The sequence below is a fragment of the Bacillus pretiosus genome (assembly GCF_052947655.1).
Genome location: NZ_CM129593.1, coordinates 5,049,487 through 5,066,470 on the forward strand (window position 1 = coordinate 5,049,487; position 16,984 = coordinate 5,066,470).

A 16,984-nucleotide genomic window follows, 5' to 3' on the forward strand; every position below is an offset into this window, starting at 1 on the left:
ACGATACCATGATAAGTAGGAGCCACACTTTTTCAAATACAAATAAACATCTTACATTTCACATCGTAATTTGCTCTCAAAAAACATATACCTACATGCATTTTCAATTGTAATTCACACAAAATAAAAAGCGCAGAGTAACAACTCCACACCTTTTATTTTCACTATTGTACCACGTTCCCTAAGAAGAAGAAATCCTTCATTAATGGAAAATATTCATAAAAGAAATTGTATCCAATCATCGGCATAATCCCTAGTATTACAATCGAGATTGCACAAAGGCTCATAACAACCTTTATATTCAATGGCAAACGAATTTTCTCTTCCACTTCTCCCGTCCGGAAAAACATTTGCTGTAGAATAGGGAAATAATATACGAATGAGATAACTGTAGTCCCCATCATAATAGAAGCTAGTACGTAATGAGCTGGCTCTACATGCAGTGCACCTAAAAAGATGTTAATTTTCCCGATGAAACCAGCTGTTCCTGGTATCCCGGCCAACGATAAAATAAAAATCGTCATTACTATCGCTGTAAATGGCGACCTTTTATATAATCCAGTGAAAATGGTGATATTTTCTTTGTCGCTTTGTAAGATTAAGCCGTGGATAATCGCAAATGCGCCTATATTCATAAGCATATACGCAAGCATGTAAAACCACATGCTATCCATCGTAAATGGCGATAATGCGACAAGCGGAACGAGTAAATACCCCGCATGTGCGATTCCCGAATAGGCAAATAGGCGTTTTACGTTATATTGCTTTAACGCTACTACGTTTCCAATAATCATCGTAATACTCGCTAGTACTGCAATGTATATGCTCATACGTCCGTATAAAGATTGCATGTCTCCTTGCACCGATACACTTGCAAAAACCATGAGAAACAGACGAATAATGAGTAAGAATCCAGCAATTTTAGAAATCGTCCCGAGAAAAGCAGTAACAGGCGTAGCCGCTCCCTCATACACATCTGGTGCCCACATATGAAACGGCACTGTCGCAATTTTAAACGAGAGTCCAACGAGTAATAGTAGAAATGCGAGAGCTAACAATAACTGAATACCACCAGCAAGCTCCCCTGCGAATACTTTTTGCATGTCCACGATATTAGTTGATCCTGTAATACCGTATAAATAACTCATTCCAAAGAGCGTAATTGCCGTGCCAATACCTCCATTAATGACATATTTCATGGCCGCCTCGTTTGACGCACGGTTCCTTTTTCGTATTCCTACTAAAATATATGAAGAAAGTGAAAGCAATTCTAAACCGACGAAAAGTGTAATGAAGTCAACACTAGAAGCCATAAACATAGCCCCAAGAAGTGCCATTAAAAATAAGTAATAATATTCTCCCTTATCTTCAATTGGATTCTTCTTATCATCGCTCATGGCGGTGCATAAGATGAGGGCCGCTCCGCCTAATAACAACGTTTTAAACCCTTTTGAAAACCCATCTAACACAAACGATCCATTTAGAATATCTCCTGTCGGTTCATCGTATAGCGTGATTAACGACACGATTGCTAATATGACGGCTGCGATTGCACTAAGCGCTACATATCTATGATTCAACTTAAAAAACAAATCACATATGGAAAGAAGGATGGCAGCTCCGAGAATAATGAATTCTGGCACCATGAGATGCCATGATAAGCTAAGTAACGTATTCATATCCATCCTACTTCACCCCCAATGTTTTCAATGTATTTTGAAGCGGATCCCCTAGTATTTCTGGCATTACTCCAATTGCAATAATGCAGAAGATAAGTAGCAATATAGGCACATACTCCCAACCGTGTATATCAGCTTTCGCCTCCCACTCTTTCTTACCAAATGTTACTTGAAGTGTCGCTCTCAATACGTATACAGCGGTTAAAATGATGCCAAGTACACCGACTGCAGCAATGACTGGCTCCCCTTGGAATAAACCGAGAAAAGCAAGAAACTCGCTAACAAATCCAGACATTCCTGGCAATCCAAGCGATGCCATTCCTCCCGCTAAGAAGAAGCCGCTAAGTACCGGGACACTTTTTGCGAGTCCGCCAAGCGCTGTAATGTCCGAAGTTCCAAAGCGCTGTTCTATAACGCCAAGTAAGAAAAAGAGTAAGGCTGCAATTAAACCGTGAGACACAACTTGGAATAGTGCCCCTTGTGTACCTGGTGCATTTAACGCCGCAAGGCCCATTAATACGATGCCCATATGCGAAATACTAGAGTAAGCAAGTACCTTCCGGAAGTCCGTTTGGATGAGCGCTAAGAAGGCTCCGTACAATAAATTAATGACTCCTAAAATCGCAATAAGCGTTGCAAACTCGCGAAAGTATTCCGGGAATAGCCCCTTTCCGAAACGAATCATACCGTATGCCCCAATCTTCAGTAAAACGCCCGCATGAAGCATAACTACAGCCGGATGCGCTTCAACATGCACATTGACCATCCAGCGATGTAGCGGGAAAACGGGTAGTTTAATCGCAAAGGCAATCATTATGGCAAGAAACAAACCGAACTGTAAGCTGCTTGAGACAGCCATTCCTCCCCCAGCACCTACACTCGTTAATATTTCTTTAAGCTCTGTAATATTTGTTGTACCTGTTTTTGCAAATAAAACTGAGAAAACGATGAGTAAAATAGCGGAGCCAATACCGTTATATATTAAATAACTATAAGCAGCCTTTTCACTCGACAATTTCCCCCACTTCCCAATTAATAAAAACATTGGAGGCAACGTAATTTCAAAGAAGATAAAGAACAACATTAAATTTTGAGCAGCGAAGACGCCGAGCATCCCTATTTCTAACATGAGTAGCAGCATATAAAAGGCTTTCAAGTTTCTTTTAATAGTAAATGCCGCAATTGCTGCAAGCATCGCTAGAAGGGCTGTCAGCACCATCATAACGAGCGATAAACCATCAATGCCGAGCTCGTAATAAATGGAAAACCATCTTTTATCCACCGCTGCAAGATCCCCAAATTTAATCCATTTCACTTTTTCATCAAATAGCGATAAACTTTTTCCAGAAGCGTATGTACAAGCGAGAACGATAGCGATTCCAAATGGAAGCGCCGTTCCAAATAAACCAAGCGCTCGCACAGTACGCGATTCTTTTTTTGGCGTTAATACAAGTAAGAGAATTCCTAAAAGCGGGGAAAAAATGAAGAACGTTAATAACAAATCATTCATCGTAAATCCCCTCCCGTATAGAGCAAAATAATGACGAGTACTGCAAGCGAAACAGCTGTTACAGTGCCGTACACTTGTACATTTCCGTTTTGGAGTCTAGAACCGAGTCCGCTTAGCCCTTTAATTAGACTCCCTATTAAAACGGCAATTCCTTCGACTACATACACCTCAAATAAGCGAAGCACATGGGCGATTCCCTTCGTAATAGGGAGCACCGTCATATTGTATAGTTCATCCACATAATATTTTTCTTTCAAAAGGTTATAAAGAGGTGTTCCATCGCCACCAGCCCAATCTCTAGAAATAGATTTCTTGCCATATATGAAATATGCGAGAGCGATTCCTGCAAATGAAACGATAGTCGCTACGATCATAATCCAAACTGGTCCGTGTGCCTCTCGCACTTTAAATGCTACATCTTTCGTAAGCCAATCCCCGAGGAATGTCCCAAACCATGGTGTATTCATATAACCCGCCACTACGGCGAGAACGCCAAGGACGATCATCGGATACGTCATAACGCGGGGCGATTCATGCACATCTTCCTTTGTCTTTACTTCCCCAGTAAAGACAAGGAAGTAGAGCCGGAACATGTAGAATGCTGTTAAGAACGCTGCAATTACTGCTAATATGAATAAAACGTAATTGCCATTCATCCAAGTCGCCGCTAAAATTTCATCTTTACTAAAGAAACCCGAAAGGAGCGGAACCCCGCTAATTGCAAGTGTACCGATTAAAAATAGTGCACCCGTTACTTTCATCTTCTTCTGTAAACCGCCCATTTTATTAATGTCTTGCGTATGCACTGCATGAATGACACTTCCTGCCGCCAAAAATAGTAGCGCTTTAAAAAAAGCGTGTGTCGTTAAATGGAAAACACCAGCTACATAACCAGCAGACCCTAACGCAAGCATCATATACCCGAGCTGACTAACTGTAGAATAAGCAAGCACTCTCTTTATGTCCGTTTGTACAAGACCGATAGAAGCCGCAAAGATCGCAGTGAAAGCTCCAACGATTGCCACCGTCTGCATCGCCACTGCACTTGCTGAAAATAGTGGAAACATCGTCGCCACTAAATATACGCCAGCTGCGACCATCGTCGCTGCATGAATAAGTGCCGAAACAGGCGTCGGCCCCTCCATTGCATCTGGTAACCACGTATGAAGCGGGAACTGACCTGACTTCCCCATCGCCCCGATAAAAATTAATATCGCTGTTATTGTAATCATCGTAGGGGTAAGATCCCCCGTATGAATCGCCCTAAATATTGCGTCATATTCAAAACTACCTGCATGCCAGAAAATTAAGATCATCCCAATAAATAAACCGACATCTCCAATACGAGTCATAATAAAAGCCTTTTTCGCAGCAACCTTCGCTTCTTCTTTAAAGAAATAAAAACCGATGAGTAAAAATGAACCAAGGCCGACTAACTCCCAAAATATATAAAGCTGTAATAAATTCGGTGATATAACGAGCCCGAGCATCGCAAATGTGAAGAGCCCTAAATAGGCATAGAAGGTTGGTAATCTTTCATCACCTTTCATATAACCTTTCGAATACACATGTACAAGTAAACTCACAAGTGTAACGATAAACAGCATTAAAGCCCCTAATGCAGTCACTTCAAAGCCAAATGATATATCAATATCTCCCGTTCTAAGCCATACCCACTTATGCTTCAATCCTACTTTCGAAAACCGTTCTACTAATACAAGTACCGCAAATATAAAGGAGAGAAAGACGAGGAAAATACTAAGTACACTGCTTCCTTCTCTAATTTTCTTCCCGAATATAAGTAATAAAAAAAACGAAACAAGCGGGAAAAGCGGTATGAGCCATGCATAATCGATCATTGTTTCCTTCCCCCTTTTCGGTCACAATGTTATCCTTTGAGCGTATCCATTTCATCTACATGAACCGTCTTACGATTACGATACAAAGCAATTAAAATGGCGAGTCCTACCGCCGCCTCCGCTGCTGCTACAGCCATCGTAAACAGAGAGAAAATTTGCCCTGTTAAATTTGGGAACAAACCTAATTTACTAAACGCGACTAAATTTAAATTGGCCGCGTTAAGCATTAATTCAATACAAACTAATACAATCACTGTATTTCGCTTCGTTAAAGCTCCAAACAAACCGATGCAAAACAAAATAATCGCAAGCGTTAAATATGCAGAAGCGGGAACGCTACTCATTGGAATCCTCCTCTTTCTCATCCTTCTTCGCAAGTATAATCGCGCCAACAAGTGCTACAAGTAAAATGACTGAGGTTAACTCAAATGGAATAATATATTTCGAATAGAGAAGTGTACCGATTTGAAGTGTGTTTTTTTCATGGAGAGGTAAACTTCCTTGTGTGCTTTCATTTGCAAAATCAATATTGTTAACAGCGAAATACATAACTGCCCCAAATGCTACAACCGCAAAGAAGATAATCCATTTTCGAAGAGTAAGACGCGATTCATTTTCTGCGTTATGTTGCGTTAACATAATGCCAAAAATCATAATAATTGTAATCGCACCGGAGTAAAGTAAAATTTGTGCAACTCCGATAAATTCGGCCGATAAAAGAAAGTACAAACCTGCGATACTAAGAAATGTCAGAACGAGAGCTAGCATCATATGCATGACTTTCGTTAAGTTCAACATAAGAACACCGCCGATAATTGCAGACAAGGATAGTATGAAGAATGCTACAAACTCGCCATTCATGCTTTATTCTCCTTCCTGACGTTTTCGTCGTTTTCGTCAAGCCACTGCAAATTTTTAAATAAATCATCACGTGAATATTCCGCGAGCTCAAAGTTATTTGTCATAACAATCGCCTCTGTCGGACAAACTTCTGTACATAAATCACACAGAATACAAATTTCAAAATTAATATCATACGTGTCGATAATTTTTCCTTTTTTCGTAGGATCCGGATGTTTTTTTCCTGTTAACTGAATACAGTCTGTCGGACAAATGTTGGAGCATTGGTTACAAACAATACACTTTTCTGGATAAAACTTTTGAATGCCTCGAAAGCGGTCTGGCAACGGCAACGGTTGATTCGGATAATCGTAAGTCACCTTCTTCTTACTCAAATTGCTTAATGTATATTTTAATCCTTTAAATAGTCCTTTCATCTCTTACTGGCACCCCCCTCATAGATTAGAAGAATAACTCCTTAATCAATGCCGTTAAGAAAATATTCGCAAGTGCAATTGGCAATAATACTTTCCAGCCAAACTCCATTAACTGGTCACCTCTTATACGCGGAAACGTAACGCGGAACCAAATTAATAGAAAGACTACACTGCTAAATTTCAAAGCAAACCATACAGCTCCTGGGATAAACCCAAGGAACATAACTGGATTCCATCCGCCTAAAAAGAGCACTGTAATTAAAGATGCCATTCCGAAGAAATATACGTACTCTGAAAGCATGAAAAACGCCCAGCGAAACCCTGAGTATTCCGTATGATATCCAGAAACAAGTTCCGACTCTGCTTCTGGTAAATCAAACGGCGTCCTATTTAACTCTGCTACCGCTGCGATTAAGAAAACGACGAAACCGATTGGCTGCACGAAAATGTACCAAACATTCTCCTGCGCTGCTACAATTTCATTTAAATTCAGGCTACCAGCTAACAAAACGACGCCAATTACACTCATTACAAGCGGAATTTCATAAGAAATCATTTGCGCTGCCGCACGCATCCCTCCTAAAAGGGAATATTTATTATTTGATGCCCACCCTCCGGTTACGACACCAATCGTCGTAATGCCAGAAACAGCAATGTAATACAGTAAGCCTACGCCAATATCCGCGAACTGAAATTTATCAGTAAACGGGATGACTGCAAGCACCATAAATGCCGGTGCGAATGCAATGACAGGCGCTAATATAAACAACGGTTTATCTGCCGCTTTCGGAATACTATCTTCTTTCAATAATAGTTTTAAAACATCAGCTACCGTTTGCAGCAAGCCGAATCGGCCCCCAACTTGGTTTGGTCCAATTCGCCCTTGCATAAAACCCATCACTTTCCGTTCTGCCAAAATACCATATGTAACGAAGCCAAGGACTGCAAATAATAGAAGCACCGCTAATCCGAAAAAAATGAAGAAATTCGTCCAGCTTGAAGGTGATTGTAAGAGCGTTTCAATCATTAGCCATCAACCTCCCCAAGTACAATATCAACTCCACCTAAAATCGTAATTAAATTGGCGATGTTTTCACCTTTCAATAACTTCGGTAAAATTTGCAAATTGTAAAAAGACGGCCTGCGAAACTTCAAGCGGTACGGCTCTTTCTTTCCATCACTAGCAATATAGCAACCAATCTCTCCTCGCGGCGATTCTATACGGACGAACGCTTCCCCTTTAGGCGCCTTAATGATTTTCGGCACTTTCGCTAGCACAGCTCCGTCTTTCGGGAACTGTTGGACAGCTTGCTCAACAATTTTTAATGACTCCTCAATCTCTTGCATGCGGCAAACGTAACGATCCCAAGCATCTCCCACACTCCCAACAGGAATATCGAAATCAAAACGATCATAAATGGAGTACGGTTCATCCTTGCGAAGATCCCAGTTTACTCCGGTACACCGCAAATTCGCTCCGCTTAAAGAATACGAAATCGCTTCTTCCGCGCTATATATACCAACGCCTTTTACGCGATTTAAGAAAATCTCATTACCGCTAACGAGATCATGATAACCTGCCAATTGCTCTCGCATATACGGAACAAACTCTTCCACTTTTTCAATCCAACCGTCCGGCGCATCCCACTTTACACCCCCGACTCTCATATAGTTAAAAGTAAGACGGGCACCGCATAATTCGTTTAATAAATTTATAATCATCTCTCGTTCACGAAACGCGTATAAAAACGGGCTGACCGCTCCTATATCAAGAAGATTTGTCCCCCACCAAACGAGGTGGCTCGCAATCCTTCCAAGCTCCATTGCAAGTACTCGTAAGTATTCGGCCCGCTCCGGGATTTCAAGCCCCATCATCGTCTCGACAGCATGGCAAATGACGTAGTTATTCGTCATGGCCGATAAATAGTCCATTCGATCTGTATAAGGGATAATTTGCGTATACTGTAAGCTCTCGGCAATCTTTTCGGTCCCGCGATGCAAATATCCAATAACTGGTGTAGCTTCTTTAATAATTTCCCCGTCAATCTTAATAACAAGCCTGAACACACCATGCGTACTCGGATGCTGAGGCCCTACATTCAAAAGCATTTCTTCCGTACGGATCATAAGCTACACCTCCACATCATACGGTTCATAATCTTTCCTAAGCGGATACCCTATCCAATCATCAGGCATTAAAATACGTGATAAATTCGGATGTCCCTTAAATACAATGCCGAGCAAATCATACGCTTCTCGCTCTGGCCAGTCCGCTCCTTTCCAAAGCGCTGCAACCGACTCTACTTCTGGTGCTTCCCTATCCAACTTCACCTTCACCGCTACTGACTGTTTCTTTCCATATGAAAATAAATGAACATATACTTCCATATGTGTCACAAAATCCGTCGCATGTAGCTCTGACATATAATCAAAAGCAAGTCCTTCATGGAATCGCAGTAATTCCATCACTTCATAATATTTTGCGGGATCCACAACAAGAGTCGGCACGTCTTTTGAAAGTTTATTAATGTAGGAATCTACTAATGCATCCTCTCCTTTTTCCCCCTTAATAAATTCAACATACTGATTTAAATACGGCTGATTCACGGATGGCTCTTCCGGCTTCAGCTCCTCTTCCTTCTTACCTTCAGCGCCCTTTGTCTTTGCTCTTGCAGCCGCAGCCGCTTTTGCTTTCGCTGCTGCTTTTGCCTTCGCCTTTTCATCTCCCGAATCCCCATCACCTTGAGAGGCCTTCTGCTTCGCTAACGCCGCTGCTTTTGCCTTTGCGGCCGCCACGGCCTTGGCTTTCGCCTTAGCCTTGTCCTCTTCCGTTACTTCTTCTGTTCCTTCTCTTTTTTGCTTCGCTAACGCTGCCGCTTTTGCTTTTGCCGCGGCGGCTGCCTTCGCTTTCGCTTTGGCCTTTTCCTCTTCCGTTACTTCTTCTGTTCCTTCTCTTTTTTGCTTTGCTAATGCTGCCGCTTTTGCTTTTGCCGCGGCGGCTGCCTTCGCCTTCGCTTTGGCCTTTTCTTCTTCCGTTACTTCTTCTGTTCCTTCTCTTTTTTGCTTTGCTAATGCTGCCGCTTTTGCTTTCGCGGCTGCAGCTGCACGTCGTTTTACTTCTTCCACAGTCATACCATCATTTTTTGGTAGCGCTTTCTCTTTTTCTCGATTTTCTTCCTCAAGTTTACTTATTTCCGCATCATGTTTCGCAACGAGACGCTTTCTCGCCTCTTCTTTCGCATGCCTAGCCGCTTCTCTTTTCAAATCCTCTAGGTCTTTATTTGGATCACTCATTTATTCGTCACCTGCTTTCCCGTCTTTGCCTCGTAACGAATTTTTTCTTTCAATTTATTAATTCCATAAATTAAAGCAGCAGGATTGGGTGGACAACCAGGAATATACACATCCACTGGTACAATTTGATCCACACCTTTCACAACAGCGTACGAATTTACATATGGGCCACCTGCTGTCGCACAAGATCCCATTGCAATAACCCATTTTGGTTCGGGCATTTGATCGTATAAACGCCGAACAATAGGAGCCATCTTCTTCGTTACTGTTCCCGACACAATCATAACGTCCGATTGCCTTGGCGATGTCCGAAAAAATGACCCAAATCGATCTAAATCGTAATGTGATGAACCTACTCCCATCATTTCAATTGCACAGCATGCCAGTCCGAATGTCATCGGCCATAAAGAATTGCTTCGTGCCCATCCTTTTAACTGCTCCAATGTAGAAAAAAAGATATTTCGTTCTAATTCCGCCCGTTCATTTGGATGTAATTCCTCAAAATTTATAACCATTGTAACACCTTCTTTTTCCAAGCATACGCTAATCCAACTAGCAACATTACAACAAAGATAAGCATTTCAATCAGTGCAAATAAACCGAGCTTGTCATATGCAACAGCCCATGGATATAAAAATAAAGTTTCTACATCAAAGATGACAAACAATAAAGCAAAAATATAATAACGAGCATGAAACCGAATATTTGCATCATGAAAAGGCTCAATCCCACTCTCATACGTCGTCGCTTTCGCTGCACTTGGTTTGTTTGGACGCAGCATCTTTCCTAATGTAAGAGCCACTACCGGCAGCAATATACCTAATAGCAAGAAAATCAAAACGATCATATAACTATTTTCATATACACTTGCCATTGTGAAACCCTCCCCCCTGAATTAAGAACAAGTTCACTTAGTAAACAATATGTCCTAGCTGCAGTAATTATTATTTTTAAATTTTTCTAAATAATGCAACTATTTTAATCATTATAGCAAACTTCAAATTCCTATGTCGATATATTGGGGACCGAAACGAGAATTATTAAAATCTATTTTTATAACTCGCTATACCTGTGTAAAATAAGTATAGAAATTATATATATGTTTCAAGAAACAATAAAAAATAAAAAGAGGAATTTATATGTATATACCGTGGGTGAGATAAATGAAAAAACAAACACATGTAAGTATTCTTATAAGCATTATATTGTTATCTATAGCGATTCATTACGTGGCAATGCCTTTTCTATATGAATACTCATTTCCTTTTCAAATATTAATTGGAATGAGTACCTTATTCATTGATATTATCGCTTGTAGTTATATACTTTATTTTTCAAATAGGAAAGAAGGGTTACCTCGTTTATTTTGGACCATTTTATCTGTTGGAACTCTCTCTTATTTCATTGGTGATATGGTCGTTGCCTATCAACGTTTAATTTTAAAGGACTATTATACATTCGTTGATCCGTCCGATTTTTTTTACTTACTTTTTTTAATTACCTTTGCATTTGCGTTTCTATATGAAATCATCTATAACCGCGATTTATTAGAAAAGCTTTTTATGATATGTGATATTTGTATTATTGTTACAGCACAATTCACTTTAAGTTACTACTTACTTATTGAACGCACCATTCACGTTTCTTCAACATCCTATATCGACATATTTGTTCAACTTACCTATCCAATGGCCGATTTGCTCTTTCTTCTCATAGGAATCAATCTGTTATTCAAGCCATTATCCTTATTATCCAAAAAAGTTGGTGCGCTTCTTGGCAGTGCTTTAATTTTATATGCTACTACAGATGCGATTTATGCTTATATCAAATACTTCATACCCGAGTATTCTATGTTTACAGTTACTCCTCTCTATCAAGTAACTTTAGTACTAGTAGCAATCGCCTGTATTCTGCATACAAAAGAACCCGAAAGACAAGAGCAAGTACTATTAACACCTAAACTTGGGGAATCGATCAGATTGTCATTACCTTATATTTCTGTAGTAATGCTTATTGTTTTTATACTAGTTGAATATGTTTTTGCACCTATTGTAGTAATCGGGCTTATAATAACTTTCTCCTTCGTTCTCATACGCCATAGTTTAGTTCGAAAACAAAATAAAATATTATTACTAGCTCAAATGCAATTCAACTCAGAACTCGAAAAACAAATTGAACTACGTACAGAAGATTTAGTAGAACAAAAAAATGAACTATATCATAACCAACAGATGTTTAAATCTTTATACGAGCACCATCCAGATCCAATTTTCACATTAGACTTGTACGGTAATTTTCTCAACGTGAACAACGCTGGTACTACTTTACTCGGTTATCAAACGAATGAATTATTAAAGCAACCATACTATTCACTTACGTATGAAGAAGATTTGGAAGAAATCATTAATGCCTTTCATCGAGTAAAAAAAGGGAAATCTATTTCTTTAGAAGTACGGGCATATCATAAGAATAGGGATATTTACTACTTGCATGTTACAGCAGTTCCTATCTTTTTAAAGGATCATATTTCTGGTGTTTATTTAATGATTAAAGATATTACGGAAAGCAAACAACAACAAGAACAAATTAATTTTCTAGCATATCATGATACTTTAACAGAGCTTGCAAATCGCCGTGCATTTCATCAATATGTAGAACAAGCAATTGCTCGATCCGAAATATCAAAAAGGCCTTTTGCTGTTATGTTTCTCGACCTAGACCGCTTTAAGGTTATTAATGATACCCTCGGTCATAGGGTAGGAGACCTTCTATTAATTGCCGTAGCAAAAAGACTAGAAAGACTATCGACACCAAATATGAAGCTCGCCCGGCTAGCCGGGGATGAGTTCACAATCCTTATCGAAAATTATAAAAAAAGACCCGATGTGAAAAAAATAGCTGATACGATTGTAGCAGCCATGAACGAACCATTCGAAATTGAAAGTCAACATTTACAAATCTCACCGAGCATCGGGATTGCAATATATCCTGAAGCAGGTGAAGATCCATTATCCATTTTACAGCATGCTGATATGGCCATGTACGAAGCAAAAAATAAAGGAAAAAATGGTAGCTCCCTATACACGAAAGAATTATATAAAAAAATGGAACGAAAAGCTCGAATTGAAAAAGATTTACCACTCGCTTTAGTAAACGAAGAGTTTTATCTCGTTTATCAACCACAAATTGATATTACGACGAAAAAGATTATTGGTGCTGAAGCATTACTACGCTGGAAACACCCACTCCTAGGTGACATTCCGCCATGTGAGTTCATTCCAATTGTAGAAGAGACGCCACAAGTCGTTCCGCTCGGTCATTGGGTATTAAAAGAATCTTGTCGCCAGTTAAAAATATGGCATACTTTCGGCTACACAGATTTAAAAATAAGTGTGAACTTATCCGCAAAAGAGTTTCAGCAAGAGAATTTAATCAACAACATTTCACAAATACTAACAGACATTAAAGTCGATCCAAAGCATGTAACACTTGAGCTAACAGAACGAATTGCAATGATTGATGAAAAAGAAACATTATCAAGACTAAAACAATTAAAGGAATATGGTATTCAAACGTCCATTGATGACTTCGGTACCGGCTATTCTTCTCTCGCTTATTTATCAATTTTCCCTATTGATACGTTAAAAGTACCGAGAGAATTTACACAACTAGCCGATCATCGACCTGAGGAAAGAGCTATCGTTTCCACTATCCTTTCCCTTGCAAATACTTTAAACCTCTCTGTCGTTGCTGAAGGAATTGAAACAGAAAAACAACTTAAGTTTCTACAAAAGAACAACTGTAAATATATGCAAGGTTACTATTTCAGTAAACCACTTACTAGTCATCAATTTATAAAATTTCTACAAAAAACACCCAGTATGAACCAATAGCTCATACTGGGTGTTTTTATAGTGTCGGAATTGTTTTCTCGTAATACTCCTCTGCAATTTCTTCATAAAAAGCTGCTGACGTCGTATAAAAATATGGAATTAGCCATAGGAATCCAATCCCTAACGTAATACAACTTAATATAAACCAACCAATAAAGCTTAAACATAAAATGAAATACTCCATCTTATGTCCATTCATCATACGACGACTTTCTGTAATAGCTTGATTTATGGAATAATCAGGATGATCATTTATTATAAAGTACGTCATCGCATAAGAAAATGATTTAATAATGCCTGGAATAATAAATAATAAAAACCATAAGAAAATATAAATGTTCACTACTATATATAATAAAAATGACTTTATAAACTTACTTCCTTCTGTAAACCATCTGAATATATGCCCAATACTCGCTTCTTTTTCACGAATGATATGTAGTGCTAAATGATAACCACCTAGCGTTAATGGACCTACCATCAATATTGTAATAACGTCTACTGAAAGTGAGTTATTTACTTCTTTCCAATCCCAAAATTGAAAGAAAATGAAATCAATACTAAAACTAAAAGCTGAAATAAGAATCGAAATCAGTAATGTTGCCCCGACAGCTAATCCCCATTTCCCTTCTAATGAATCTAGCGCTTCTCCTTTTAAATCACTAATCATATTGTTCCTCCTATACGTAATAACTCTATTAGTATAGCATGTTCCTACTACAATTCATCTTTTGAAAGATAGCGATAAAAATGCGCTGTCGTTGTACTCATATACGGGCTAAGCCAAAGAAAACCTATTCCAAGTGTTAAAATCGCTAAAATACCCCATCCTATAAAACTGAGCCATAAAAGAAATAAATCTAACTTATGTCCCTTCATAAGATGCTTACTTTCTTTCATTGCTCGTGACACACTATACTCTGGATTTTCAATCATTACATAGTACGTCATCGCATAAGAAAAATACATCACAATCATAACAACGATTGAAATAGCTAATAGTACAAAGAAAGCGATAGTAAACGACGTATTTCCTTCTTCACCGAAAAATGCGAATAAGGCTACTAGCAACATTGGAATCCATGTACCTGTATATAACAAAATCGCAAGCATTGCCCACATCGTTTTCATCATTCTTTTAAAGCCACGAAACCCTTCGAATAAGTGATCTACTTTAGCACCTTCTCGTTTACTCATCTGTAAAAATACATTTGTATAACCGTATGATGTAATTCCATACGATGCGTTACTCAAAATTATTATGATGCAATAAAAAATACCAAATGTAATACCTGCTCCAATTGATATTGTTTCCTCTTCAAGTGAACCTGTTAAACCAGCAAATAGTAAAAATATAATAACTCCTGGAATTAAAAGTATAAGCATTGCAGCCATTGAAACAACATAACTTAAAATAAAATATAAAATCGTTGATCCAACACCTAGTCCCCATTTTCCCTTTAAAGAGTGCAACGCTTCTCGTTTCATTTCACCGATCATTTATTCATCCCCTTTATAAATTGTTGTACATTCTCTACTTATACAAGCATCAATATAATTATACCATTTTTGTAAAATTATCCATGAACTACACAAAAAAATCCGTAAAGGCAAAGCCTTTACGGATTTTTTATTTCATATCGGAAACGTTTAAACGGTTCACAGCACGTTGTAATGCCATTTCTGCACGTCTAAAGTCAACATGTGCTTGTTTATCTTGCATACGTTGCTCAGCGCGACGCTTCGCTTCATTTGCACGATGGATATCGATATGGTTTGCTTCTTCAGCAGATGATGATAATACAGTTACTTTATCTGGACGAACTTCGATAAAGCCACCGCTTACTGCTACATAATCAGTGTGTCCACCATGTTTCAGACGAACTGCACTAATTTTTAATGGTGCAACAGTTGGAATGTGACCTGGTAAGATCCCCATTTCCCCACTCTCTGCTTTTACGCTTACCATTTCTACTTCTTTTTCGTAAACCGGTCCATCAGGAGTTACAATACTGACTGGAAATGTCTTCATAATTCGTCCCTCCTAAGGCCTTACGCCATCATTTTCTTCGCGTTTTCAATAACTTCTTCAATACCACCTACAAGACGGAATGCATCTTCTGGAAGGTCATCATATTTTCCTTCTAGAATTTCTTTAAATCCGCTAACTGTATTTTTTACAGGTACGTAAGAACCTTTTTGACCTGTAAACTGCTCAGCTACGTGGAAGTTTTGAGATAAGAAGAATTGAATACGACGAGCACGATGTACAACTAACTTATCTTCTTCAGATAACTCATCCATACCTAAGATAGCAATGATATCTTGAAGCTCTTTATAACGCTGTAAAGTTTGCTGTACTTGACGAGCTACTTCATAATGCTCTTCTCCTACGATTTCTGGAGAAAGTGCACGAGATGTAGATGCTAATGGATCTACGGCTGGGTAAATACCCATTTGTGTTAAACGACGCTCTAAGTTTGTTGTTGCATCTAAGTGAGCGAACGTTGTAGCTGGTGCTGGATCCGTATAGTCATCGGCTGGTACATATACCGCTTGGATAGACGTGATAGACCCTTTATTTGTAGAAGTAATACGCTCTTGTAATTGACCCATTTCTGTTGCAAGTGTCGGTTGGTAACCTACCGCAGATGGCATACGACCAAGAAGGGCAGATACTTCAGAACCTGCTTGCGTGAAACGGAAGATGTTATCGATGAACAATAGTACGTCTTGTCCTTGCTCATCACGGAAATGTTCAGCCATTGTTAAACCTGTTAATGCAACACGTTGACGTGCTCCAGGTGGCTCATTCATTTGTCCGAATACCATCGCAGTTTTCTTAATTACGCCAGAATCGCTCATTTCGTGGTATAAATCGTTACCCTCACGAGTACGCTCACCTACACCAGCGAATACAGAGATACCACCGTGTTCTTGGGCGATGTTGTTAATTAATTCCTGAATTAATACAGTTTTACCTACACCGGCACCACCGAATAGACCGATCTTACCACCCTTAATGTAAGGAGCAAGTAAGTCTACTACTTTAATACCAGTTTCAAGAATTTCTACTTTAGTAGATAATTCTTCGAATGCAGGTGCTTGACGGTGAATTGGATCACGGCGTACATCGGCAGGAACCTCACCATCTAAGTCAATTGCATCACCTAATACGTTAAATACGCGACCAAGTGTTGCATCACCAACTGGTACAGAGATTGCTTTACCAGTATCTTCTACTTCTGTACCACGAACAAGTCCGTCTGTGGAAGACATTGCAACTGTACGAACTGTATCATCACCTAAATGAAGTGCAACTTCAAATGTTAAGTTAATGCTTGTTCCGTTTTCGTTGCTTTGTTTTACCGTAAGGGCGTTGTAGATTTCTGGTAGCTTTCCGCCATCAAACTTAACGTCTACAACCGGACCCATGATTTGCGTAACGCGCCCTTTATTCATCGGGTTCCCT

The 16,984-nt window shown here is 39.2% G+C and carries 16 protein-coding genes; 1 reads left to right on the forward strand and 15 read right to left on the reverse strand.

All coding sequences use genetic code 11. The features are described from left to right. Positions 1–164: 164 nt before the first annotated feature. Genes nuoN through nuoA form a run of 11 tightly spaced genes read right to left on the reverse strand, consistent with a single transcriptional unit; the run spans position 165 to position 10,493 of the window. Complete coding sequence (nuoN, locus tag ACU8YW_RS26195; protein WP_426934200.1) at positions 165–1,679, reverse strand: NADH-quinone oxidoreductase subunit NuoN; 1,515 nt, start codon at positions 1,677–1,679, stop codon at positions 165–167. Positions 1,680–1,686: 7 nt separating this feature from the next. Then, entirely contained in the window at positions 1,687–3,189 is a 1,503-nt protein-coding gene (locus tag ACU8YW_RS26200; protein WP_088608240.1) for an NADH-quinone oxidoreductase subunit M, read from the reverse strand. Further along, positions 3,186–5,048: an NADH-quinone oxidoreductase subunit L gene (gene nuoL / locus ACU8YW_RS26205; protein ID WP_088064862.1), complete on the reverse strand. Its 1,863-nt coding sequence runs from the start codon at positions 5,046–5,048 to the stop codon at positions 3,186–3,188. The genes ACU8YW_RS26200 and nuoL overlap by 4 nt, the downstream gene beginning before the upstream one ends. A gap of 29 nt (positions 5,049–5,077) precedes the next feature. Next, on the reverse strand, positions 5,078–5,392 hold the full coding sequence (nuoK, locus tag ACU8YW_RS26210) for an NADH-quinone oxidoreductase subunit NuoK (protein ID WP_353837029.1): 315 nt from the start codon (positions 5,390–5,392) through the stop codon (positions 5,078–5,080). Beyond that, the gene (locus ACU8YW_RS26215; RefSeq protein ID WP_001012824.1) at positions 5,385–5,909 is read right to left on the reverse strand and encodes an NADH-quinone oxidoreductase subunit J; all 525 of its coding nucleotides are present in this window, start codon (positions 5,907–5,909) and stop codon (positions 5,385–5,387) included. The genes nuoK and ACU8YW_RS26215 overlap by 8 nt, the downstream gene beginning before the upstream one ends. Beyond that, on the reverse strand, positions 5,906–6,325 hold the full coding sequence (gene nuoI, locus ACU8YW_RS26220) for an NADH-quinone oxidoreductase subunit NuoI (protein ID WP_000677191.1): 420 nt from the start codon (positions 6,323–6,325) through the stop codon (positions 5,906–5,908). Before nuoI ends, ACU8YW_RS26215 begins: the two co-directional genes overlap by 4 nt. Positions 6,326–6,350: 25 nt before the next feature. After that, positions 6,351–7,352: an NADH-quinone oxidoreductase subunit NuoH gene (gene nuoH, locus ACU8YW_RS26225; RefSeq protein ID WP_000573437.1), complete on the reverse strand. Its 1,002-nt coding sequence runs from the start codon at positions 7,350–7,352 to the stop codon at positions 6,351–6,353. Continuing rightward, a complete protein-coding gene (nuoD, locus tag ACU8YW_RS26230) occupies positions 7,352–8,452 on the reverse strand; it encodes an NADH-quinone oxidoreductase subunit NuoD (RefSeq protein WP_000621434.1) in 1,101 nt (366 codons plus the stop codon). The genes nuoH and nuoD overlap by 1 nt, the downstream gene beginning before the upstream one ends. 3 nt (positions 8,453–8,455) lie before the next feature. Beyond that, positions 8,456–9,619: an NADH-quinone oxidoreductase subunit C gene (locus ACU8YW_RS26235; RefSeq protein ID WP_426934145.1), complete on the reverse strand. Its 1,164-nt coding sequence runs from the start codon at positions 9,617–9,619 to the stop codon at positions 8,456–8,458. Beyond that, positions 9,616–10,134, reverse strand: a complete 519-nt coding sequence (gene nuoB, locus ACU8YW_RS26240) for an NADH-quinone oxidoreductase subunit NuoB (RefSeq protein ID WP_000236331.1) — start codon at positions 10,132–10,134, stop codon at positions 9,616–9,618. The genes ACU8YW_RS26235 and nuoB overlap by 4 nt, the downstream gene beginning before the upstream one ends. After that, positions 10,125–10,493: an NADH-quinone oxidoreductase subunit NuoA gene (gene nuoA / locus ACU8YW_RS26245; protein WP_000179270.1), complete on the reverse strand. Its 369-nt coding sequence runs from the start codon at positions 10,491–10,493 to the stop codon at positions 10,125–10,127. Before nuoA ends, nuoB begins: the two co-directional genes overlap by 10 nt. Before the next feature lie 289 nt (positions 10,494–10,782). Here nuoA and ACU8YW_RS26250 point away from each other — a divergent pair, with 289 nt between their 5' ends. Then, a complete protein-coding gene (locus ACU8YW_RS26250; protein ID WP_097907154.1) occupies positions 10,783–13,512 on the forward strand; it encodes a putative bifunctional diguanylate cyclase/phosphodiesterase in 2,730 nt (909 codons plus the stop codon). 16 nt (positions 13,513–13,528) lie between these two features. Here ACU8YW_RS26250 and ACU8YW_RS26255 read toward each other — a convergent pair whose 3' ends face one another. The 4 genes from ACU8YW_RS26255 to atpD all read right to left on the reverse strand — a co-directional run bounded on the left by ACU8YW_RS26255 (position 13,529) and on the right by atpD (position 16,974). Then, positions 13,529–14,182, reverse strand: a complete 654-nt coding sequence (locus ACU8YW_RS26255) for a DUF975 family protein (protein ID WP_088608236.1) — start codon at positions 14,180–14,182, stop codon at positions 13,529–13,531. Between the two features lie 47 nt (positions 14,183–14,229). Continuing rightward, positions 14,230–15,012, reverse strand: a complete 783-nt coding sequence (locus ACU8YW_RS26260; RefSeq protein ID WP_046955511.1) for a DUF975 family protein — start codon at positions 15,010–15,012, stop codon at positions 14,230–14,232. A gap of 130 nt (positions 15,013–15,142) precedes the next feature. Next, positions 15,143–15,544 carry a F0F1 ATP synthase subunit epsilon gene (atpC, locus tag ACU8YW_RS26265; RefSeq protein ID WP_000847206.1) on the reverse strand — a complete coding sequence of 134 codons (402 nt, stop codon included), beginning with the start codon at positions 15,542–15,544 and terminating at the stop codon, positions 15,143–15,145. A 20-nt stretch (positions 15,545–15,564) separates the two neighbouring features. Next, positions 15,565–16,974 carry a F0F1 ATP synthase subunit beta gene (gene atpD / locus ACU8YW_RS26270; protein ID WP_001032603.1) on the reverse strand — a complete coding sequence of 470 codons (1,410 nt, stop codon included), beginning with the start codon at positions 16,972–16,974 and terminating at the stop codon, positions 15,565–15,567. Between the last annotated feature and the right edge of the window lie 10 nt (positions 16,975–16,984).

What these genes read in the sequence shown, in the direction of transcription:
- nuoN (WP_426934200.1), bottom strand. Translation starts at nt 1,679, where the DNA reads ATGAATACGTTACTTAGCTTATCATGGCATCTCATGGTGCCAGAATTC.
- ACU8YW_RS26200 (WP_088608240.1), bottom strand. Translation starts at nt 3,189, where the DNA reads ATGAATGATTTGTTATTAACGTTCTTCATTTTTTCCCCGCTTTTAGGA.
- nuoL (WP_088064862.1), bottom strand. Translation starts at nt 5,048, where the DNA reads ATGATCGATTATGCATGGCTCATACCGCTTTTCCCGCTTGTTTCGTTT.
- nuoK (WP_353837029.1), bottom strand. Translation starts at nt 5,392, where the DNA reads ATGAGTAGCGTTCCCGCTTCTGCATATTTAACGCTTGCGATTATTTTG.
- ACU8YW_RS26215 (WP_001012824.1), bottom strand. Translation starts at nt 5,909, where the DNA reads ATGAATGGCGAGTTTGTAGCATTCTTCATACTATCCTTGTCTGCAATT.
- nuoI (WP_000677191.1), bottom strand. Translation starts at nt 6,325, where the DNA reads ATGAAAGGACTATTTAAAGGATTAAAATATACATTAAGCAATTTGAGT.
- nuoH (WP_000573437.1), bottom strand. Translation starts at nt 7,352, where the DNA reads ATGATTGAAACGCTCTTACAATCACCTTCAAGCTGGACGAATTTCTTC.
- nuoD (WP_000621434.1), bottom strand. Translation starts at nt 8,452, where the DNA reads ATGATCCGTACGGAAGAAATGCTTTTGAATGTAGGGCCTCAGCATCCG.
- ACU8YW_RS26235 (WP_426934145.1), bottom strand. Translation starts at nt 9,619, where the DNA reads ATGAGTGATCCAAATAAAGACCTAGAGGATTTGAAAAGAGAAGCGGCT.
- nuoB (WP_000236331.1), bottom strand. Translation starts at nt 10,134, where the DNA reads ATGGTTATAAATTTTGAGGAATTACATCCAAATGAACGGGCGGAATTA.
- nuoA (WP_000179270.1), bottom strand. Translation starts at nt 10,493, where the DNA reads ATGGCAAGTGTATATGAAAATAGTTATATGATCGTTTTGATTTTCTTG.
- ACU8YW_RS26250 (WP_097907154.1), top strand. Translation starts at nt 10,783, where the DNA reads ATGAAAAAACAAACACATGTAAGTATTCTTATAAGCATTATATTGTTA.
- ACU8YW_RS26255 (WP_088608236.1), bottom strand. Translation starts at nt 14,182, where the DNA reads ATGATTAGTGATTTAAAAGGAGAAGCGCTAGATTCATTAGAAGGGAAA.
- ACU8YW_RS26260 (WP_046955511.1), bottom strand. Translation starts at nt 15,012, where the DNA reads ATGATCGGTGAAATGAAACGAGAAGCGTTGCACTCTTTAAAGGGAAAA.
- atpC (WP_000847206.1), bottom strand. Translation starts at nt 15,544, where the DNA reads ATGAAGACATTTCCAGTCAGTATTGTAACTCCTGATGGACCGGTTTAC.
- atpD (WP_001032603.1), bottom strand. Translation starts at nt 16,974, where the DNA reads ATGAATAAAGGGCGCGTTACGCAAATCATGGGTCCGGTTGTAGACGTT.